The following is an 18,150-nucleotide window of genomic DNA, read 5'->3' on the forward strand; positions in this document are numbered from 1 at the left end:
CGCCCCGCTTCGGCGGGGCGAGCGCCAGACCGGGACCTATTCGTTTCCGGGCCGCGTGAGTCACCCGCGGCCCCGTACAAGGAGTTAACAAGTGGCACGCGTCAAGCGGGCAGTCAACGCCCACAAGAAGCGCCGGGCGATCCTCGAGCAGGCCAGCGGCTACCGGGGCCAGCGCTCCCGCCTGTACCGCAAGGCCAAGGAGCAGGTCACCCACTCTCTGGTCTACAACTACAACGACCGCAAGAAGCGCAAGGGCGACTTCCGGCAGCTTTGGATCCAGCGGATCAACGCCGCTGCCCGCGCCAACGGCATGACGTACAACCGCTTCATCCAGGGGCTGAAGGCCGCCAACATCGAGGTGGACCGCAAGATCCTGGCCGACCTCGCCGTGAACGACGCCGGTGCGTTCGCCGCGCTGGTCGAGGCGGCGCAGAAGGCGCTGCCGAGCGACGTCAACGCGCCGAAGGCCGCGTAAGCGCTGCGCTGAGCCGTACGCCATGGACCCGCAGGTGAACGCGTACCTGCGGGTCCGCGCATGTGGGTGCCGCTGAGGTTTCGCTGCCGGGTGCGGGCCGGGTGGCCGGGTTGTGCCCACCGTGTTCCGCTTCGCGGATCGGCTGGGGCGGGGCGCGGGCGTTGGCTCTTGGCGTTTCGTTGCCGGGTGCGGGCCGGTGGCCGGTTGTGCCCACCCGTTCCGCCCCGCGGAACGATTGCCCACAACCTGGCATACCCGGTCCGCGGAGCGCCCGGCCGCCGGCGCGGCCGAGCGGCCCCGGCTGCCGCCGTTCCCCGGAGGGCCGGGGGCTTGCCCCCGGTTTCGGGGAGGGGCGGGGTGGGGGAAATCCGCCCCGCCGCACGATCGTCGCTCACGACCAGGAATCGAGAACCCATGGCCGCTCCCGAGCTGACCTCGCTCAAATCGCCGCGCGTCACCGCCGCCCGGCGGCTTGCCAAGCGCAGCTTCCGCGGGAAGGAGCGGCGGTTCATCGTCGAGGGGCCGCAGGCCGTACGGGAGGCCATCGCGCACCTCGTGGAGGTGTACGCCACCCCCGAGGCCGCCGAGCGCCACGCGGACATCCTCGCCGCCGCCCGCGCCGCGAACCTTCCCGTGCTCACCGCCTCCGACGAGGTCATCGCGGAGATGTCCGACACCGTCACCCCGCAGGGCGTCGTCGGGCTGTGCCGCTTCCTCGACTCGCCGTTCGAGGAGATCCTGCGCGCCCGGCCGAGGCTCGTCGCCGTCCTCGCCAACGTTCGCGACCCCGGCAACGCCGGGACCGTGCTGCGGTGCGCCGATGCCGCCGGGGCGGACGCCGTGGTGCTGACGGACGCCTCCGTGGACCCCTACAACCCCAAGGCCGTACGGGCATCCGTCGGCTCCCTCTTCCATCTCCCCGTCGCCGTCGGGGTGCCCGTCGAGCGCGCGGTGGGCGGGCTGCGGGAGGCCGGGGCGCGGGTGCTGGCCGCGGACGGGGCGGGGGAGCGGGACCTGGACTCCGAGCTGGACGACGGGCTGCTGGGCGCCCCCACCGCCTGGATCTTCGGCAATGAGGCATGGGGCCTGCCGGAGGCTACCCGCGCACTCGCGGACGAGGTGGTGCGCGTTCCGATTCACGGCAGGGCCGAGAGCCTCAATCTCGCCACGGCCGCCGCCGTGTGCCTCTATGCCTCCGCTCGTGCGCAGCGCGCTCCCGCAGGGTGCCGCTCCGTCACATCGACCTAGTAGGGTTGCCCCCTCTGGGAGGGGACCCGAGAGGGGGTGTGGGGATGGACGTCAGGACCTCCGGCGCCAGGGCGGCCGACGCCCATGCGCCCGGAGCGGGGCTGACCGGAGAAGCGCCGCCTGGAGCAGGGCTGCCCGGAGCGGGGCCGCCCGGAGCGGGGCCGCCCGGCGCAGGGCGCGACCTCTCGTCCACCGGGCCGGGCCCCGGCCTGCCCGGCGGCGCGCCGGACGGCTTCGCGCCGCACCCCGACGATCTGCCCGACGGCCTGGTGGTGGCCGATGAGACCGGCCTGGTCACCTGCTTCAACGCGGCGGCGGCCCGGATCACCGCCACCGACCCCGCGGACGCGATCGGCCGCCGGCTCGAGGTGGCCCTGCCGTTAGAGGACCTGGACGGCCGGCGCTGGTGGGCGCTGACCGATCCGTATGGCGGGCTGGCCATCCGGGCCGGGCAGCCCGAGCGGAATCTGCTGCTGCCGGGCGGGCGCGAGGTGCTGGTCTCGGCCCGCTATGTACGCGAGCGGCCGACCGGGCCGGTGCGCCGGGTGGTGGTCTGTCTGCGCGGCACCGAGGCCCGCCGCCGTACCGAGCGCAGCCATGCCGAGCTGATCGCGACCGTCGCCCATGAGCTGCGCTCGCCGCTGACGTCCGTGAAGGGCTTCACGGCCACGCTGCTGGCCAAATGGGAGCGGTTCACCGACGACCAGAAGCGGCTGATGCTGGAGACCGTCGACGCCGACGCCAACCGGGTCACCCGGCTGATCGCCGAGCTGCTGGACATCTCCCGGATCGACTCCGGCCGGCTGGAGGTGCGCCGCCAGCCGGTCGACCTCGCCGCCGCCGTCCGCCGCCATGTGCAGGCGCTCACCGCGGCCGGGCACACCGCCGAGCGGTTCCTGATCAGGGCCAGGGGGCCGCTGCCCAGGCTGTGGGCCGATCCGGACAAGATCGATCAGGTGCTGGGCAACCTGCTGGAAAACGCGGTGCGCCACGGCGAGGGAACGGTCACCATTGACATAGCGCCCGCGACACCGGCCAAGCCGGTCGCGGAAGGCCCCCCTGTCGAAAGGACCGCCGTCACCGTGAGCGACGAAGGCCCCGGTATCCCGGAGGAGTCGATGAGCCGCGTCTTCACCCGCTTCTGGCGGGGCAGCAAGCGCGGCGGCACCGGCCTCGGGCTCTACATCGTCAAGGGCATCGTCGAGGCGCACGGCGGGACGATCACCGTCGACCGGGCCCGCGGCGGCGGCGCGGAGTTCCGATTTATCCTGCCCGTGGGCACTCCGGCCTATCTGGCCTGAGCCACCCGCGGGCTTCTTCGGCACGGGGCGGACCCCGCGCGGCGGCCGCCGCGCGGCGTCCCCCGGAACAGCACCCCTCCCGCGCCCCTTAGACTCGGGCTTTGGCACCTTTGGCGTCCCTTGCACGGGGCGCAGCGGTCGCAGCCAGTCGAGCCGGGGTCGCGCAGCCGGGGGGCACCTCCCAGCGGTAGCTGGGGGACAAACGGAAGTACGGGAAGAGATGTCGGCACCCAATAAGTCGTACGACCCTGTCGAGGTCGAGGCACTGAAACCGGAAGAGATCGCCCGCAGGCGGGACGAGGCGCTCGCCGCCATCGCCGCCGCCGGCGACCTCGAGGCGCTGCGCGAGGTGAAGGTCGCCCACACCGGCGACCGCTCGCCGCTCGCGCTCGCCAACCGCGAGATCGGCGCCCTGCCGCCGCACGCCAAGGCGGACGCGGGCAAGCGCGTCGGCCAGGCCCGCGGCCAGGTCAACCAGGCGCTGAAGGCCCGGCAGGAGGAGCTGGAGGCGGAGCGTGACGCCCGGGTGCTGGTCGAGGAGGCGGTGGACGTCACCCTGCCGTACGACCGCACCCCGGCCGGCGCCCGCCACCCGATCACCACGCTCTCCGAGCGCATCGAGGACGTCTTCGTCGCGATGGGCTACGAGGTCGCCGAGGGCCCGGAGGTGGAGGCCGAGTGGTTCAACTTCGACGCGCTCAACTTCCCGCCCGACCACCCCGCCCGCGAGATGCAGGACACCTTCTTCGTGCGCGGCGCGAAGGACGGCGAGTCGTCCAATGTGGTGCTGCGCACCCACACCTCGCCGGTGCAGATCCGGTCGATGATCGACCGCGAGCCGCCCATCTATGTGATCTGCCCGGGCCGCACCTTCCGCACCGATGAGCTGGACGCCACCCACACCCCCGTCTTCCACCAGGTCGAGCTGCTCGCCATCGACGAGGGCCTGACCATGGCCGACCTGAAGGGCACGCTCGACCACATGGTGCGGGCGCTGTTCGGCGAGGGCATGTCCACCCGGCTGCGGCCGAACTTCTTCCCGTTCACCGAGCCGTCCGCCGAGATGGACATGCTCTGTTACGTGTGCCGGGGCGAGTCCGTGGGCAACCCGGACCGGCCCTGCCGCACCTGCTCCAGCGAGGGCTGGATCGAGCTGGGCGGCTGCGGGATGGTCAACCCGCGGGTGCTCATCGCCTGCGGTGTCGACCCGGACAAGTACAGCGGGTTCGCCTTCGGCTTCGGCATCGAGCGGATGCTGATGTTCCGGCACAACGTGGAAGACATGCGAGACATGGTCGAGGGTGATGTGCGCTTCACCCGGCCCTTCGGGATGGAGATCTGATGCGGGTCCCGCTTTCTTGGCTGCGGGAGTACGTCGACCTGCCCGCCGGTGAGACCGGCCGTGACGTACAGGCCAAACTCGTCTCGGCCGGGCTCGAGGTCGAGACGGTCGAGCAGCTCGGCGCCGGCCTCAAGGGCCCCCTGGTCGTCGGGCAGGTGCTGGCCATCGAGGAGCTGGAGGGGTTCAAGAAGCCCATCCGCTACTGCCAGGTGGACGTCGGGCAGGCCAACGGCACCGGTGAGCAGCAGAACATCGTCTGCGGCGCGCGGAACTTCGCCGTCGGCGACAAGGTCGTGGTCGTGCTGCCCGGCGCCGAGCTGCCCGGCGGCTTCGCGATCTCCGCGCGCAAGACCTACGGCAAGACCTCCGAGGGCATGATCTGCTCCGCCAGCGAGCTGGGCATGTCCGACGACCATGACGGCATCATCGTCCTGCCGCCGGAGTACGAGGTCGGCACCGACGCCATCGAGCTGCTGGAGCTGGTCGACGAGGTCCTCGACATCGCGGTCACCCCCGACCGCAGTTACTGCCTGTCGATGCGCGGCATCGCCCGCGAGACCGCGACCGCCTACGAGCTGCCGCTGCGCGACCCGGCCCTGATCGACGTGCCCGCGCCCAACAGCCACGGCTACCCGGTCCAGGTCACCGACCCGATCGGCTGCGACCGCTTCACCGCCCGCACCGTCACCGGGCTCGACCCCGAGGCGCACTCCCCGATCTGGCTCGAGCGCCGGCTGCAAAAGGCCGGGATGCGCCCGGTCTCGCTCGCGGTCGACATCACCAACTACGTGATGCTCGAAATCGGCCAGCCGCTGCACGCCTACGACCGCTCCCGGATCAACGGGGCGATCGGCGTGCGCCGCGCGGAGCCGGGCGAGAAGCTCACCACCCTCGACGGCACCCAGCGCGCACTGGACGCCGAGGACCTCGTCATCACCGACGGGAGCGGGCCCATCGGCCTCGCCGGTGTCATGGGCGGCGCCAACACCGAGATCGCGGACGCCACCGCCGACGCGGAGACCGGCCGGGTGGCCGGCACCACCGAGGTCGTCATCGAGGCGGCCCACTTCGCCCCCGTCTCGGTCGCCCGCACCGCCCGCCGCCACAAGCTGTCCTCCGAGGCGTCCCGCCGCTTCGAGCGCGGCGTCGACCCCGAGGCCACCTCGGCGGCGGCGCAGCGCACCGTCGACCTGCTGGTGCTGCTCGCGGGCGGCACCGCCGAGGTGGGCGTCACCGAGATCATCGCGCCCAGCGCCCCGCACACCATCACGCTGCCCGCCGACCACCCGGACAAGGTCGCGGGGGTGTCCTACGGCCGCGAGACCGTGGTGCGCCGCCTCCAGCAGATCGGCTGCGACGTCTACGGCGCCGACGACCTCACCGTCACCGTCCCGAGCTGGCGGCCCGACCTCACCGACCCCAACGACCTCGCCGAGGAGGTCATCCGGCTCGAGGGGTACGAGAACCTCCCCTCGACGCTGCCGCAGCCGCCCGCCGGGCGCGGGCTGACCGAGCGTCAGCGGCTGCACCGCCGGGTCGGCCGGGCGCTGGCCGGGGCCGGATATGTCGAGGCGCTGAACTACCCGTTCATCGGCGAGGCGGTCCTCGACCAGTTCGGGCTGGCCGCGGACGACCCGCGGCGCGATCTGGTCCGGCTGGTCAACCCGCTCTCGGACGCCGAGCCCGCGCTCCGTACCACGCTGCTGCCCGGGCTGCTCGCCGCACTGCGCCGCAACGCCGGGCGCGGTGAGCACGACCTCGCGCTCTTCGAGACCGGCCTGGTCTTCCGTGCCACCGGTCATGAGCCGGCCGCGGCCAGCCTGCCTGTCGACCGCCGTCCCACCGACGAGGAGATCGCCGGGCTCGACGCCGCGCTGCCGTACCAGCCGCGCCGCGTCGCCGTCGTCCTCGCGGGCGACCGTGAGCAGGCCGGCTGGTGGGGCAAGGGCACCCCGGTGAGCTGGGCCGACGCGGTCGAGGCGGGCCGGATCGTGGCCCGTGAGGCGGGCGCCGAGCTGATCGTCCGCCAGGACCAGCAGGACCCCTGGCACCCGGGCCGCTGCGCCGCGCTGCTGGCCGTCGTCGACGGCGAGGAGATCCTCGTCGGCAACGCCGGTGAACTCCACCCGCGGGTCACCAAGGCCCTGGGCCTGGCCGAGCGCACCTGCGCGATGGAGATCGAACTCGACCGCCTGGAACAGGCCGGCACCGGCGGCGTGACGGCACCCCATGTCTCCACCTTCCCGGTGGCCACCCAGGACGTCGCGCTGATCGTGGACGCCTCGGTCGCCGCGGCCGATGTGGAGACGGCGCTGCGCGAGGGCGCGGGCGAACTGCTCGAATCGCTCCGCCTGTTCGACGTCTTCACCGGTGAGCAGCTCGGCGAGGGCAGGAAGTCGCTGGCCTACGCGCTGCGCTTCCGCGCCCCGGACCGCACGCTGACCGCCGAGGAGATCGCGGCCTCCCGCGATGCCGCGGTCTCGGCAGCGGCCAACCGCACGGGCGCCACCCTCCGCGGAGCCTGACCCCGACCGGCTCCGCCGGTCGCCGCACCATGGCAATGGGGCGCACCCCACAACGGGGCGCGCCCCATTGCCATGTCCGGGCGCGCCGCTCTGCGGGCCGGCCGGTGCGCGGTCGCCCTCTTGCGTGGGGCGCCGCGAGTGTCGTGGCGGGGTGGGCCGGGCGTTGTCGGCGATTCCGGCGGGGTGGGGCCGCGGGCCGCGGGTGCGGGGCTTGGGGCTTGGGGTCGTGGCCCGGCGCCGCGTCGTCTCGGTGGGCGGCGAACAGCCGACACCGCGTCCGCGGGGCGGTGGGGTGTTCGGGTGGCTGCCCGAGGTGCGGTCACTCGATCAGGTGAGATCCGGAAGGTGCTGGTCCAATTGGCAGGAGCTGTCGCCAGAATCGTGCCGGTCGCACGGCCCGCGCGGGATCGACCGTCCAGGGGCCCGGCCGACCGCCTCATTGGCCGGCGTTGGGGGCGACACATGATCGGGACATCGGCAGTCGGCGGCGCGTTCGTACGGAGGGCACGGAGTCTGCGGGCGGTCACCCGCGTGGCCCCCTGTCTGTGGGTGCTCGGCGCCCTCTGCTGGGCGCTGCTGACCCCGCACCACACCGAGGTCGTGGCCCTCCTCGCCGCGGCACCCGCCATCGCCTGCGCGACCAGCGGCCGCCGCAGATGCATCGTGCTGCTCGGCGGCGCCGGCCTGCTGTTCGCCCTCGCGCCTCCGACCGCCCTGGAGCCCGACGGCGACGGGAAGGAGCCGCACGCCGCCCTGGTCACCTGCTGCGCCACCCTCGGCGTGGCCGTCGCCTGCTATCTCACGGCGGGCCGCAAGCTTCGGCTGCTGCGCGAACTGGAACAGCTCCGGGCGGTGGCCACCGCCGCGCAGGACGTGGTGCTGCGGCCGCTCCCGGCCCGACTGGAGGGCATCGAGCTGGCGGGCGGCCACCTCTCGGCCAGCCGGGGCGCCGCCGTCGGGGGCGATCTCTACGAGGTGTTGGCCACCCCGTACGGCGTCCGCGTCATCATCGGCGATGTGCGCGGGCACGGCCTCGCCGCGATCGGCACCGTCGCCGCCGTCCTCGGCAGCTTCCGCGAGGCCGCCCATGAGGAACCGCTGCTCAGCGGGGTGCTGCGCCGGCTCGACCGCGCCCTGGAGCGCCATCTGCGGGCGCGCACGAGCGGGGAGTGCCCGCTGGACAGCCATGTGGACGAGGAGTTCGTGACCGTCCTGCTGCTGGAGGTACGCGCGGACGGCGAGGTCACCGCGCTCAACTGCGGCCACCCCTGGCCGTACCGCCTCCACGAACAGCCGGTCGGTCCGGCCATGGCCCGGCAGACCGCGCCCGGCGAGGTGCTGCCGCCGCTCGGCCTCTTCCCGCTGCCCGCCGAACTCCCCACCGCCCGCTGGAGCGCCCTGGGCGTCGGCGACACACTGGTGCTGCACACCGATGGCGCCGAGGACGTGCGCGACGCCCACGGCACGTTCTTCCCGCTGCGCCGCGCCCTGTCCGAGGCCGCGGGCCCCGGGCCGCTCGTCCCCGCGGCGGTGGTGGCGGGGGTGCGGTCGGCGCTGCTGCGCCATACCGGTGGGCGGCTCACCGACGACGTCGCGCTGCTCGCGCTGCGCTTCGACCGCTGCCCGCTGTCCGCCACCACGGCCCTCACCCGCCCGGCCGCCGACGCCCACCGGGGCTAGCTAGTGCCGCGTCAGTCAAGGTTTGCCCGGTAGCGAGGCGTCCTGGTGCGGTCAGCCGCAAGGCGCCGAACCGGCCTCGCGGGGGCGGGCCTGCTCGGTCGGTTCGGCAACGCCGCCGGGGGCACCTCCCAGCGGTAGCTGGGGGCGGCCGTGCCAGGGCGGCGAGCGGGGCATGATGCGGCACTAGCTAGTGGCCCGTTGGGGGCTTGCCCGCGATACCAGGGGTGGGACCGCGGTGCACAGTGCCCTTTTGCATGACGAAATCGATGTCCGCAACGGCCGTGATGTCGTCGAAGGGATCGGCGGGCAGTGCGATCAGGTCGGCGGTCGCGCCGGGCTGGAGGCGTCCGAGGTCGGGCCGGTCGAGCAGGTCGGCGGCGACGCTGGTGCCAGCGCGAAGGGCCCGCACGGTGGCGATACCGGTCTTGACCATCGCCGGAAACTCGCGCCAGTTGTCGGCGTGCGGGAACATGCCGGCGTCGGTGCCGAACGCGATGCGCACGTCGCTTGCGGCCACGTTGTGCGCGGACTCCCGGAGCTGGTCGGCGTAGCGGGTGAACTTCACCCGTTCCGCTGGATCCTTACCCTCCCAGTAGCTGTCGTCGTCGAGGTGGTCGAGCGCGTCGAGGACCATGAACTGGGTCGGCACGAGGAAAACGCCCCGTTCAGTCATCTGCGCCAGTGTCGACGCCGAAGCGAGGTTGCCGTGCTCGATCGAGCGAACACCGGCGGTGACGGCACGCGACACGCCCTCGTCACCGTAGGCATGCGGCGTGCAGGGGATGCCCAAGTCGAGCGCCGTGGCGACCAGCACGTTCATCTCCTCCTGCGTGTAGGTGGTCTGCGTGGGATCGTCTGAGGGAGTGGCGAAGCCGCCGGTGGCGCCGAACTTGATCCAGTCGGCGCCGGCACGGATGTTCTCGCGGACCCTGCGCGTGATCTCGTCCGTGCCGTCTGCCAGCGCGCCGATCTCGCGGTCGAAGTGTGACGCGAGGAGTGTCGAGGCGTCGCCGTGCGCGCCCCGCGCGGAGATCAGGTACGGCGCGACGATCATCCGCGGCCCCACGATGTGACCACGGGCGATGGCGTCGCGCAGATACAGCGTGACCGGCTCGGCGGCGAAGGTGGCCAGGTCGCGGATTGTGGTGAAGCCGCGGTGGAGCAGGTTGCGCAATACCGGCACGGCGCTCAGCGCGATCGCCGCGGACCCGTCGGATGCGAAGGCACGCAGGAGCCGGGTGGGATCGACGGTGGTGTGGATGTGGCAGTCGATCAGTCCCGGCAGCAGCATGCGATCGCCGAGTTCGACCACCTCGGCGCCGATGCGGTCGACAGTCGGACCCACCTCGGCGATCCGACCGTCGCGCACGGCCACCTCGGTGCGCCCGGAGGGCCGGTCCGCGAGCCCGTCCCAGCTCCGGTCGGCGACCAGCACCACCGCGCCCTGTTCCGTGTCACAGCCACGTCTTGTCACAGCGTTACCCTCCGCTCGCGCCCCACCAGGTATCACTCGCTCGCCATCGGTCCCGCCGGGGTCCAGGATGCCAGCGCGGCGACAGGCCGCGCATCGCGTGTCGGCCGTTCGGGTCAAAGCGGTGCGCGCACTGTGACCTGGTGAGACAGTGCCGGGGACGTCAAGACGAGCGACGGCGGGAGGTGCGAGGGGTCGACGATGCACGGCTATGGAATGTTGCACCTCGTACTCGACCTGCTGGGCACTTTCGCGTTCGCGTTGAACGGCGCGCTCACCGCGATGCGGGTGGCACGTCTGGACATCGTCGGCGTGCTCGCGCTCGCCATGGTGACCGCCCTGGGCGGCGGAGTGCTCCGGGACGTGCTCGCCGGCGCACTGCCCCCGGCAACGTTCAGCGACTGGCGGTACCTGGCGGTCGCGGTAGCCGGCGGCATGGTCACGTTCCTGCTGTGGCGGCACCTGGAGCGCTACACGACGCTGATCACGGTGTTCGACGCGGCCGGCCTCAGTCTGTTTGCGGTGACCGGAGCGACCACCGCGCTGGAGTATCACATCGGCGCGCCGCAGGCCGTGCTGCTCGGCATGGTGACCGGAGTCGGTGGCGGCACGTTACGGGACGTGCTGGTGTTGCGCTTGCCGACGATGCTGTACGCAGATCTGTATGCGATCCCCGCGCTGCTGGGGGCTGGGATCACCGTCGCATGCGAACGCACCGGCGTCTACGGTGTGCCCGCCGCGCTGGGGGCGGCCATCGCCTGCTTCACGCTGCGGATGATCGGCGCTCACTACGGGCTCAACGCGCCAGGGCCGCACCGCGCAGACGGCATTGCCGGGTCCGACGACAAAACGGCCCGGTAGCCAGGGAAATGACCGGGCAGCAGTACTCTTCCCCCGGCCCGATTCACACCCCGTGCGAACCGCCCTCCACTACGCTGGCGCCACCGAGCGTTTCGGGAGGGCGAGATGGAGCCCAATACACTGCTCGACTCCGTGCTCGACGAGGCCGGAGTCTCCCACGCCGGACTGGCCGCGCATGTCAATGAGGCAGGCCGGGCCCGGGGGATGAAGCTGCGGTACGAGCACACCGCGGTGGCCCGGTGGCTGAAGGGCCAGCGGCCGCGCGGCCAGGTGCCGGACCTCATCTGCGAGGTGCTGGGCGAGCGGCTGCACCGCGCCCTCACCCTGGATGACATCGGCCTCGGCACCCCCGGCAGCCGCCGGGGCGGCCCCGCCACCCCGCTCGCCGGATTCGTCGAGCGCGCCACCGCACTGTGGCGCTCCGACGAACAGCAGCGCCCGCATGTCGTCGAGGCCCCGGCGGTCACCGGCACCCCCGCCGTCATCCCGGTGTGGGAGTGGGAGAACCCTCCCGAGGACTCCGATGTCTCCCGGCGCGGCCTCACCCGGGTCAGCATGACCGACATCGAGACGCTGCGCGCCGCCCGCGCCCACTACGAGCAGATGTACAGGAAGGCCGGTGGGGTCGCGACCCGCACCCGGGTGGTGGGGTTCCTCAACTCCGAGGCCGCACCGCTGCTGCGCGGCAGCTACGCCGACGACACCGGCCGCCAGTTGCACCGGGCGACCGGCGGCCTGGTGGCCATCGCCGGGATCTGCGCGTACGACTCCAACACCCACGGCCTGGCCCAGCGCTACTTCCACCAGGCGCTGCGGCTCGCCAAGGCCAGCGGCGACCGGGGCCTGGGGGCCTATGTCATAGCGCTGCTGGTCAATCAGTCCCTCTTCATGAAGGAGTACCGGCAGGCGGTCGCCTTCGCCGAATCGGCGCTGCGCGCCGCGGGTTCCCAGATCACCCCCGCGCTCGCCGCCGACCTCTACGCCATGCAGGCCAAGGCGTACGCCCGGCTCGGCGACGGCGCCGGGGCGCTGTCCTGCATCCGGCGTGCCGAGACCGCCGCCGACCGGATCAGACCGGGGCAGGAGCCCGATGAGACCGGCTACGTCCAGCCGGGTCTGGTGAACGTCCAGGTGGCCGAGGCGCTGCTGAGCCTCGGCGACCTCGGCGGCGCCCGCGAGCACGCCACCGCCGCGGTCGGCACCCCCGCGCACGACCGGGGCCGGGTGCACCGGCTCGCCATGCTCACCCATATCGAGCTGCGTCAGGGGGACGTGGACCGGGCGGGCGCCACGGCGGTGGAGATGACCGAGCGCGCGCGGGGCATGGAGTCCCAGCGGTTACGCGACCGGTTGCGGGCGGTACGGGAGCACCTCGCGGCCAGCGGAAGCGCCGCGACGGCCGAGGCCGCCGCGCTCATCGACGGGGCACTGCGCGTTCCTCTGTGACCAGCGGTTCCGCTCGCGGTCCGCACTCTCGTCAGCGGGTGGCCCACGATGGCCTCCCGTTTCGACGAAAGGTGGCTGACAGTGCGATGGAAGAACCTCAGGGAGCGGACCGTGTACGAGAACCGATGGTTCCGGGTCAACCTCGCCGACGTCCGGCTCCCCGACGGGCGCCATTTGGACCACTATCTGATCCGGCTCCGTCCCGTGGCCGTGGCCACGGTGGTGAACGCGGCCAACGAGGTGCTGCTGCTGTGGCGCCACCGGTTCATCACCGACGCCTGGGGCTGGGAGCTGGCCGCGGGCGTCGTCGAGGACGGTGAGGACATCGCCGACGCCGCGGCCCGGGAGATGGAGGAGGAGACCGGCTGGCGCCCCGGCCCGCTGCGCCATCTGCTCTCCGTCGAGCCGTCCAACGGGCTCACCGACGCACGGCACCACATCTACTGGGCCGAGGAGGCGTCGTACGTCGGGCCCCCGGAGGACGACTTCGAGTCGGACCGCCGCGAGTGGGTGCCGCTGAAGCTGGTGCCCGACCTGGTCGCACGCGGTGAGGTGCCCGCGGCCAATATGGCGGCGGCGCTGCTGCTGCTCCACCACATCAGGCTCGGGTAGGCCGGGCCGCCGTCCGCACCGGCGCTAGTGTCCCGCTGCCTGCCATATCGCCAGGGCCAGGGCGGTCACCCCGGTCAGGGCGGCGATGGAGGGCAGCGGCCAGCGTCCGTGCTCCAGCATCCGCATCCGTCCGCCCAGTTGGTTCACATCCTCCTCGGCCTGCTCTCCTCGGTGGTCGAGCAGGGCCAGCCGGCCGTCGACGCGGGTGAAGCCCACTTCGACGGTCCGGCGCAGTTCCGTCAGCTCCACGGCTAACGCGGCTTGCTCGGGCTCGGTGGTCACGGGTTGATCCCCTTCCGGATGTAACGTCCGTGCAGTGGTGACGCTCCGAGTCAAGCGCATGCTCAGGTGGTGCGGGAGCGTGTGTGGGGATGGTGTGTGAGTCACCGGCGCACACCCCGTGCGAAAGGCGGTACTCAGCGGGTACGCGGCGGGTACTCATGGGGGACGGCGGTCGGGGGAGGGACCGCGCGGGGCGGACAGACCGGATGGATCGGATGGACCGGGCAGAAGGGACGGATGTGCGACTGATCGCCGCTCCGATGTGGGCATTCGGTGTCGACCAGGGAGTGAGGCAGTTCGCCGAGCTCGGCATCGCGCTGGTGCTGTCCACTCTGATCGGGCTCGAGAGGGCGGTGCAGCAGAAGAGCGCCGGGCTGCGTACCCACACCCTGGTGGGCGTGGGCAGCGCGCTGTTCATGCAGGTCTCCCAGTACGGCTTCACCGATGTGCTGTTGCGCGACCATGTGGGCCTGGACCCCTCACGGGTGGCGGCGCAGGTCGTCTCCGGTATCGGTTTCATCGGCGGCGGCCTGATCTTCGTGCGGCGCGACGCCGTCCATGGGCTGACCACCGCGGCGACCGTCTGGCTCACCTGTGCGGTGGGCATGGCCTGCGGCGGTGGTCTGGCCCTGCTGGCCACCGCGGTCACCGCGGTGCACTTCCTGGTGATCCGCGGCTATCCGCTGCTCACCCGCCGGCTGCCGGCCCTCTGGTCGGCCGAACGGGTGGAGTTGCAGCTCTCCTACCGGGTGGGCGCCGGGCTGCTGCCTCGCGTCCTGGAGCTGTGTACGGCCGCCGGGTACCGGGTGCTGCGGGTCCGGGTGGACCGGGCGCCCTGGAAGGGCCGGGACCGCACCACCCGGATCGTCCGCGCCGAGGAGGAGGCCCGGCCCGCCGATACCGGTGTCGCCGAGGTGCAGCTCGCCCTCGAGGGCACCGGGGACGTCCTCCGGCTGGTCGGGGCGATCTCCGAACTGGAGGGCGTCCTCGGCGCCGACGCGGGCCATGACCTCGACGGCTCGGAGTGACCTCGACGGCTCGGAGTGACCTCGACGGCTCGGAGTGACCTCGACGGCTCGGGGCGACGAGGAGGAGTACGAGGCGACAGCGCCCGGTGCGTGCTCAGCACGAGTAGAAGCCCGAGCCCGACTTGCGTCCCATCCAGCCCGCGTCCACCATCCGCAGCAGCAGCGGGGGAGCTCGACCGTTGACGAGTGCCGTCCGCCCCGCCGCCCGACTGGACCCTTGCCCGTCGCAGGGCCGTCGGCGACCGCATCCGCGAACTGCGGACCTGGCGCAACCTCACTCAGGAGAAGCTCGCTGAGAAGTGCGACATGGACCGGCGGTCCGTGAACCGAATCGAACAGGGGTACCAGGCGCCAGGGCTCGACACCCTCCAGAGCCTTGGAGAAGGCCAGGATCACTTCGGCGCGGTCCAGACTGCGCTGGCCCTGTTCGAACTTCCTCACGGCTGAGAGAGAGTAGCCGGTCACTTCGGCGAGTTTCCGCTGATCCCAACGGCGGCGCATGCGCAGACGTTTGAGCCTTTGCCCGTTGGTCCGTGTTCCGTCCGGCATGTCTGTCTGATGGGGCATACTGGTGCTCCGTTCTGACGTAGACACTCTGAACGGTACCCCCGGTCAGTGCCGGGGCACGGTCGGTCGGCCCCCATTTCGGTGGGGCCGCCGCGCTTCCTTGACACGACGAAACCCCCTCGCCCGGTCCGAAGATTCAGACGAGGGGGCATCTTGTGTCAGAGGCGGCGCCGGTCGGGAGCAAGCGCGGTCGGCGTGGTCGGGCTCGGGTCGGGCTCCGGGGCAGGTGGTCCGTTGCGGCGGCAGACGAGGGCGTCGGGGTCGTCCGGCAGCGGCTGGAGGCTGTACCCGTCCGGGCAGGTCTGCCCGTCCCGCCCATCGGCCCCATCCCGGCCGTCCTTCCCGTCCGCGCCCGGCGGACCCGCGGGTCCCACTGGGGAGTAGGCAGCACAGCAGAGGAGCCCTGCCCGATCTGATCTCGGGTGGGGCTCCGTCGTACCTGCGCGCCCTCAGGGGGCGCAGATTCGAACCCGCGCCCACCGGACCGGCGCCCGGCTGCTCTGAGCTGACTGAGCTCCCCCGCGCGGGCACACACTCCGCCCAGTATGGCCGTGACCACGGCGCCCATGCGGCGGTTGGGCAGCGCATGGACGAGGCGCAGACGTGGGCGATGATCGAGGAGCCCGGCAAGCGCGAGCCGCTGATCACCCGAGGCGAAGCACGCGCCACCGTGGCGCTGCTGCATCTGCGCTACGAGCAGGGTGGCCCCGGGGCCGACGCCGCGGTCGAGCCGGCGGCCGGACTCGGCTGCCGGCCGCCGCCGAGTAGGCCCCCTACACCGGCAGCGCGTTGCCCCGGTCGTCCAGCCACACCTGCTGACCGGCAGGCGTCACCGTGAGCCCGAACTGCGTGCGGGCCGGGCGACCAGCATCCGCCCACCAGGCGTGGGCCGCCTCGACCTCGGCCCACAGCCGGCGCGGGCCGTGCTGCTGCACGTCGTACTCGACAGCGTCCGGCTCGTAGTCGACCGACGCCCACGACCCGGTGCCCGCGTCGGCGAGCCATAGCGTCCACGCACCGTCAGGCCCCTGGCCCGTAGCCCACTGGCAGCCGGGAACCAGCACTCCGACCGCGAACCAGGCGTCATCGTTGCCGAGGACGTGCGGGTCGAGTCCGGTGTGGCTGTCGTGGGTTTCGCCCCCGGCCCGGGTGATGGCCATGACGTCCCGCGGCGGTGCCTGTGCCCTCATCCACATGAACGCCGCGTCGTCCACAACCCGGCCGGATGCCACAGGTCCGTCGGGGCAGTGCTCGACGGTGAGCTGGAGGAGCACGCCGTTGCGCAGCATGGTGCCCCACGGGATCACGATGATCCCGCCCGGCTTGGTCTGCTCGATCCAGGCGCGCGGCACGTCGTGCACGGAGCAGGTCGCAATGAGCCGGTCGTACGGCGCACGCGCCACCCAGCCCTCAGCGCCGTCACCGGTGACCACGGTGGGTGCGTACCCCGCGGTCTTGAGGCTGGCGCGCGCCCGCTCGGCCAGTTCGGCGTCGACCTCCACCGAGGTGACCTGCTCGTCGCCGAGCCGGGCCGCGAGGAGTGCTGCGTTGTAGCCGGTGCCCGCGCCGATCTCCAGTACGCGGTGACCGTCCTCGGCTCGGAGTGCGGCGAGCATGCGGGCGACGATGCGCGGCATGCTCGCCGAGCTGGACGGCGTGCGCGCCACCTCGGCGTCGGGCGGGTCCTCGACCTGGGTTACCAGTGCCTCGTCGGCGTAGGCGAGATGCTCCCACCGGTCGGGGTCGGCGGCTCGGTCGAGGGGCGTGTAGCCGTCGTCGCCGCGGACCCAGATGCGGTCAGGGATGAACCGGGCACGGTCGACGCGCAGAAATGGGCCGCGCCAGTCGGCGGAGAGGTGGCCGCCGTGGCTGAGCATCTGGGTGAGTGCGGCGGGGCCGTTCGCGGTGAGCATGCCGCCTACTTCGGCTGGGGCCTGGGTGGGGTCGGCTGGGCTGGAGGGATGGGCTTGTCGGGCTTGTGCCCGTCGCCTTCGGCTACGTCCGGCTTGCCGCTGTGCTTGCCCATGGCGCTCCCTCGTCTCGTTGAAGTGAGGGCCATGGTGGCGCGGGCTTGGGGTGTGCGGTACGGCGCACGGGTGCTTGCCTGGGGGTGCGCGCGCCGAGGTGTGGCACCGGGCTGGGCGTATGGCCCGTGCCCCGCACGTCATCGTCCAGACTGCCCTCACCCACCGGCGGCCGGACCGTGCGCGTGAACGGCACGATCCTCGGTAGGGGCGGCTGTCCGTGGTCCGGGATGGCCGCCCTACTGATGTCCGCAGAGACCTGCGGGCTACCTCTTCGAGCGGGTGTCAGCGCTGGTCATCAGTACGAGTAGAAGCCCGAGCCCGACTTGCGTCCCATCCGGCCCGCGTCCACCATGCGCAGCAGCAGCGGGGGAGCGGCGTACAGCGGCTCCTTGTACTCGGCGTACATCGAGTCGGCGATCGCCGCGATCGTGTCCAGGCCGATCAGATCGGACAGCTTCAGCGGGCCCATCGGATGGGCGCAGCCCATCTCCATGCCGTTGTCGATGTCCTCGCGGCTGGCGATCCCGGACTCGAACATCCGGATGGCGGAGAGCAGATACGGGATGAGCAGCGCGTTGACCACGAAGCCCGCGCGGTCCTGGGCGCGGATGGCGTGTTTGTCCAGGACGTCGTGGACCAGCGCCTCGGTGCGCTTGATGGTCTCGTCACCGGTGGTGAGCGCCGGGATCAGCTCCACCAGCGCCTGCACCGGCGCCGGGTTGAAGAAGTGGATGCCGATCACCTGATCCGGGCGGGAGGTGGCGACGGCCAGCTTGACCAGCGGGATGGAGGAGGTGTTGGAGGCGAGGATCGCGTCCGGACGGGTCACCACCTGGTCGAGGACCTGGAAGATCTCCGTCTTGACCTGCTCATTCTCGACGACCGCCTCGATCACGAGGTCACGGTCGGCGAATTCCCCCAGGTCGGTGGTGAAGCTCAGCCGGTCCAGCGTCGCGTCGCGCTGCTCCTCGGTGATCTTGCCGCGCTCGGCGGCCTTGCCGAGGGAGTTGGTCAGCCGGGTGCGCCCTATCTCCAGGGCCTCACCCGTGGTCTCGGCGACCATGACGTCCAGGCCGGATCGGGCGCACACCTCCGCGATGCCCGCACCCATCTGGCCACAGCCCACCACTCCGACGCGTTCGATGTCGGTCACATCGTGCCTTTCGCTGGTCCAACTGTCCGTTGTGCCGTCCCCCTGTCGCCCCAGACGTTACCCTCCGGTTATCGGCGAGGGGCGGGCCGGGGCCGGATTCCCGGCCCCGGCCCGCCCCCGTCCCCGTCTTGT

15 protein-coding genes and 1 pseudogene are annotated in these 18,150 nt (G+C 72.2%); 11 read left to right on the top strand and 5 right to left on the bottom strand.

Annotation, left to right across the window (positions count from 1 at the left end; translation table 11 throughout):
- Window positions 1-91 precede the first annotated feature (91 nt).
- From rplT to ACK1X7_RS38560, 6 genes are all read left to right on the top strand, one after another.
- Complete coding sequence (rplT, locus tag ACK1X7_RS38535) at window positions 92-475, top strand: 50S ribosomal protein L20 (RefSeq protein ID WP_078639975.1); 384 nt, start codon at window positions 92-94, stop codon at window positions 473-475.
- A gap of 414 nt (window positions 476-889) precedes the next feature.
- On the top strand, window positions 890-1,723 hold the full coding sequence (locus ACK1X7_RS38540; RefSeq protein ID WP_390795557.1) for a TrmH family RNA methyltransferase: 834 nt from the start codon (window positions 890-892) through the stop codon (window positions 1,721-1,723).
- A gap of 44 nt (window positions 1,724-1,767) precedes the next feature.
- The gene (locus ACK1X7_RS38545) at window positions 1,768-3,024 is read left to right on the top strand and encodes a sensor histidine kinase (protein ID WP_413116365.1); all 1,257 of its coding nucleotides are present in this window, start codon (window positions 1,768-1,770) and stop codon (window positions 3,022-3,024) included.
- A gap of 220 nt (window positions 3,025-3,244) precedes the next feature.
- Window positions 3,245-4,366 carry a phenylalanine--tRNA ligase subunit alpha gene (gene pheS / locus ACK1X7_RS38550; RefSeq protein ID WP_361512132.1) on the top strand — a complete coding sequence of 374 codons (1,122 nt, stop codon included), beginning with the start codon at window positions 3,245-3,247 and terminating at the stop codon, window positions 4,364-4,366.
- Window positions 4,366-6,891, top strand: coding sequence for a phenylalanine--tRNA ligase subunit beta (gene pheT / locus ACK1X7_RS38555; RefSeq protein ID WP_385149121.1), 2,526 nt, complete (start codon window positions 4,366-4,368; stop codon window positions 6,889-6,891). Before pheS ends, pheT begins: the two co-directional genes overlap by 1 nt.
- A 462-nt stretch (window positions 6,892-7,353) precedes the next feature.
- The gene (locus tag ACK1X7_RS38560; RefSeq protein WP_398158703.1) at window positions 7,354-8,571 is read left to right on the top strand and encodes a PP2C family protein-serine/threonine phosphatase; all 1,218 of its coding nucleotides are present in this window, start codon (window positions 7,354-7,356) and stop codon (window positions 8,569-8,571) included.
- 187 nt (window positions 8,572-8,758) lie between these two features.
- On the opposite strand, the gene ACK1X7_RS38565 is transcribed toward ACK1X7_RS38560, so the two are convergent.
- On the bottom strand, window positions 8,759-10,009 hold the full coding sequence (locus ACK1X7_RS38565; protein WP_385155184.1) for a metal-dependent hydrolase family protein: 1,251 nt from the start codon (window positions 10,007-10,009) through the stop codon (window positions 8,759-8,761).
- 234 nt (window positions 10,010-10,243) lie between these two features.
- Here ACK1X7_RS38565 and ACK1X7_RS38570 point away from each other — a divergent pair, with 234 nt between their 5' ends.
- The 3 genes from ACK1X7_RS38570 to ACK1X7_RS38580 all read left to right on the top strand — a co-directional run bounded on the left by ACK1X7_RS38570 (window position 10,244) and on the right by ACK1X7_RS38580 (window position 12,961).
- Window positions 10,244-10,903: a trimeric intracellular cation channel family protein gene (locus tag ACK1X7_RS38570; protein WP_385155187.1), complete on the top strand. Its 660-nt coding sequence runs from the start codon at window positions 10,244-10,246 to the stop codon at window positions 10,901-10,903.
- Between the two features lie 105 nt (window positions 10,904-11,008).
- The gene (locus ACK1X7_RS38575) at window positions 11,009-12,349 is read left to right on the top strand and encodes a transcriptional regulator (RefSeq protein ID WP_385155190.1); all 1,341 of its coding nucleotides are present in this window, start codon (window positions 11,009-11,011) and stop codon (window positions 12,347-12,349) included.
- Between the two features lie 48 nt (window positions 12,350-12,397).
- Window positions 12,398-12,961 carry an NUDIX hydrolase gene (locus ACK1X7_RS38580; RefSeq protein WP_385155193.1) on the top strand — a complete coding sequence of 188 codons (564 nt, stop codon included), beginning with the start codon at window positions 12,398-12,400 and terminating at the stop codon, window positions 12,959-12,961.
- 24 nt (window positions 12,962-12,985) lie between these two features.
- Here the strand turns inward: ACK1X7_RS38580 and ACK1X7_RS38585 are convergent, their stop codons facing one another.
- The gene (locus ACK1X7_RS38585) at window positions 12,986-13,243 is read right to left on the bottom strand and encodes a hypothetical protein (RefSeq protein ID WP_211122818.1); all 258 of its coding nucleotides are present in this window, start codon (window positions 13,241-13,243) and stop codon (window positions 12,986-12,988) included.
- Window positions 13,244-13,458: 215 nt separating this feature from the next.
- Here ACK1X7_RS38585 and ACK1X7_RS38590 point away from each other — a divergent pair, with 215 nt between their 5' ends.
- Window positions 13,459-14,271 (top strand): MgtC/SapB family protein, encoded by an 813-nt coding sequence (locus ACK1X7_RS38590; protein WP_385155198.1) that lies wholly within the window; start codon window positions 13,459-13,461, stop codon window positions 14,269-14,271.
- A gap of 186 nt (window positions 14,272-14,457) precedes the next feature.
- Window positions 14,458-14,718, top strand: a complete 261-nt coding sequence (locus tag ACK1X7_RS38595; protein ID WP_385155201.1) for a helix-turn-helix domain-containing protein — start codon at window positions 14,458-14,460, stop codon at window positions 14,716-14,718.
- Here the strand turns inward: ACK1X7_RS38595 and ACK1X7_RS38600 are convergent.
- From ACK1X7_RS38600 to ACK1X7_RS38610, 3 genes and pseudogenes are all read right to left on the bottom strand, one after another.
- Window positions 14,701-14,838: pseudogene (locus ACK1X7_RS38600) on the bottom strand (XRE family transcriptional regulator); the annotation flags it as partial. The gene ACK1X7_RS38595 and the pseudogene ACK1X7_RS38600 overlap by 18 nt on opposite strands.
- Window positions 14,839-15,611: 773 nt before the next feature.
- A complete protein-coding gene (locus ACK1X7_RS38605) occupies window positions 15,612-16,751 on the bottom strand; it encodes a methyltransferase domain-containing protein (RefSeq protein ID WP_390795554.1) in 1,140 nt (379 codons plus the stop codon).
- Window positions 16,752-17,160: 409 nt separating this feature from the next.
- Entirely contained in the window at window positions 17,161-18,018 is an 858-nt protein-coding gene (locus ACK1X7_RS38610) for a 3-hydroxybutyryl-CoA dehydrogenase (protein ID WP_385155207.1), read from the bottom strand.
- Window positions 18,019-18,150 lie beyond the last annotated feature (132 nt).

The sequence above is a fragment of the Streptomyces sp. CY-1 genome (assembly GCF_047218265.1).
GTDB classification, from domain to species: domain Bacteria; phylum Actinomycetota; class Actinomycetes; order Streptomycetales; family Streptomycetaceae; genus Streptomyces; species Streptomyces niphimycinicus.

Coding starts and splice junctions, on each gene's coding strand:
- ACK1X7_RS38575 (WP_385155190.1), top strand. CDS start 11,009: ATGGAGCCCAATACACTGCTCGACTCCGTGCTCGACGAGGCCGGAGTC.
- ACK1X7_RS38590 (WP_385155198.1), top strand. CDS start 13,459: ATGGACCGGGCAGAAGGGACGGATGTGCGACTGATCGCCGCTCCGATG.
- pheS (WP_361512132.1), top strand. CDS start 3,245: ATGTCGGCACCCAATAAGTCGTACGACCCTGTCGAGGTCGAGGCACTG.
- ACK1X7_RS38560 (WP_398158703.1), top strand. CDS start 7,354: ATGATCGGGACATCGGCAGTCGGCGGCGCGTTCGTACGGAGGGCACGG.
- ACK1X7_RS38605 (WP_390795554.1), bottom strand. CDS start 16,751: ATGCTCACCGCGAACGGCCCCGCCGCACTCACCCAGATGCTCAGCCAC.
- ACK1X7_RS38580 (WP_385155193.1), top strand. CDS start 12,398: ATGGCCTCCCGTTTCGACGAAAGGTGGCTGACAGTGCGATGGAAGAAC.
- ACK1X7_RS38545 (WP_413116365.1), top strand. CDS start 1,768: ATGGACGTCAGGACCTCCGGCGCCAGGGCGGCCGACGCCCATGCGCCC.
- ACK1X7_RS38570 (WP_385155187.1), top strand. CDS start 10,244: ATGCACGGCTATGGAATGTTGCACCTCGTACTCGACCTGCTGGGCACT.
- pheT (WP_385149121.1), top strand. CDS start 4,366: ATGCGGGTCCCGCTTTCTTGGCTGCGGGAGTACGTCGACCTGCCCGCC.
- ACK1X7_RS38540 (WP_390795557.1), top strand. CDS start 890: ATGGCCGCTCCCGAGCTGACCTCGCTCAAATCGCCGCGCGTCACCGCC.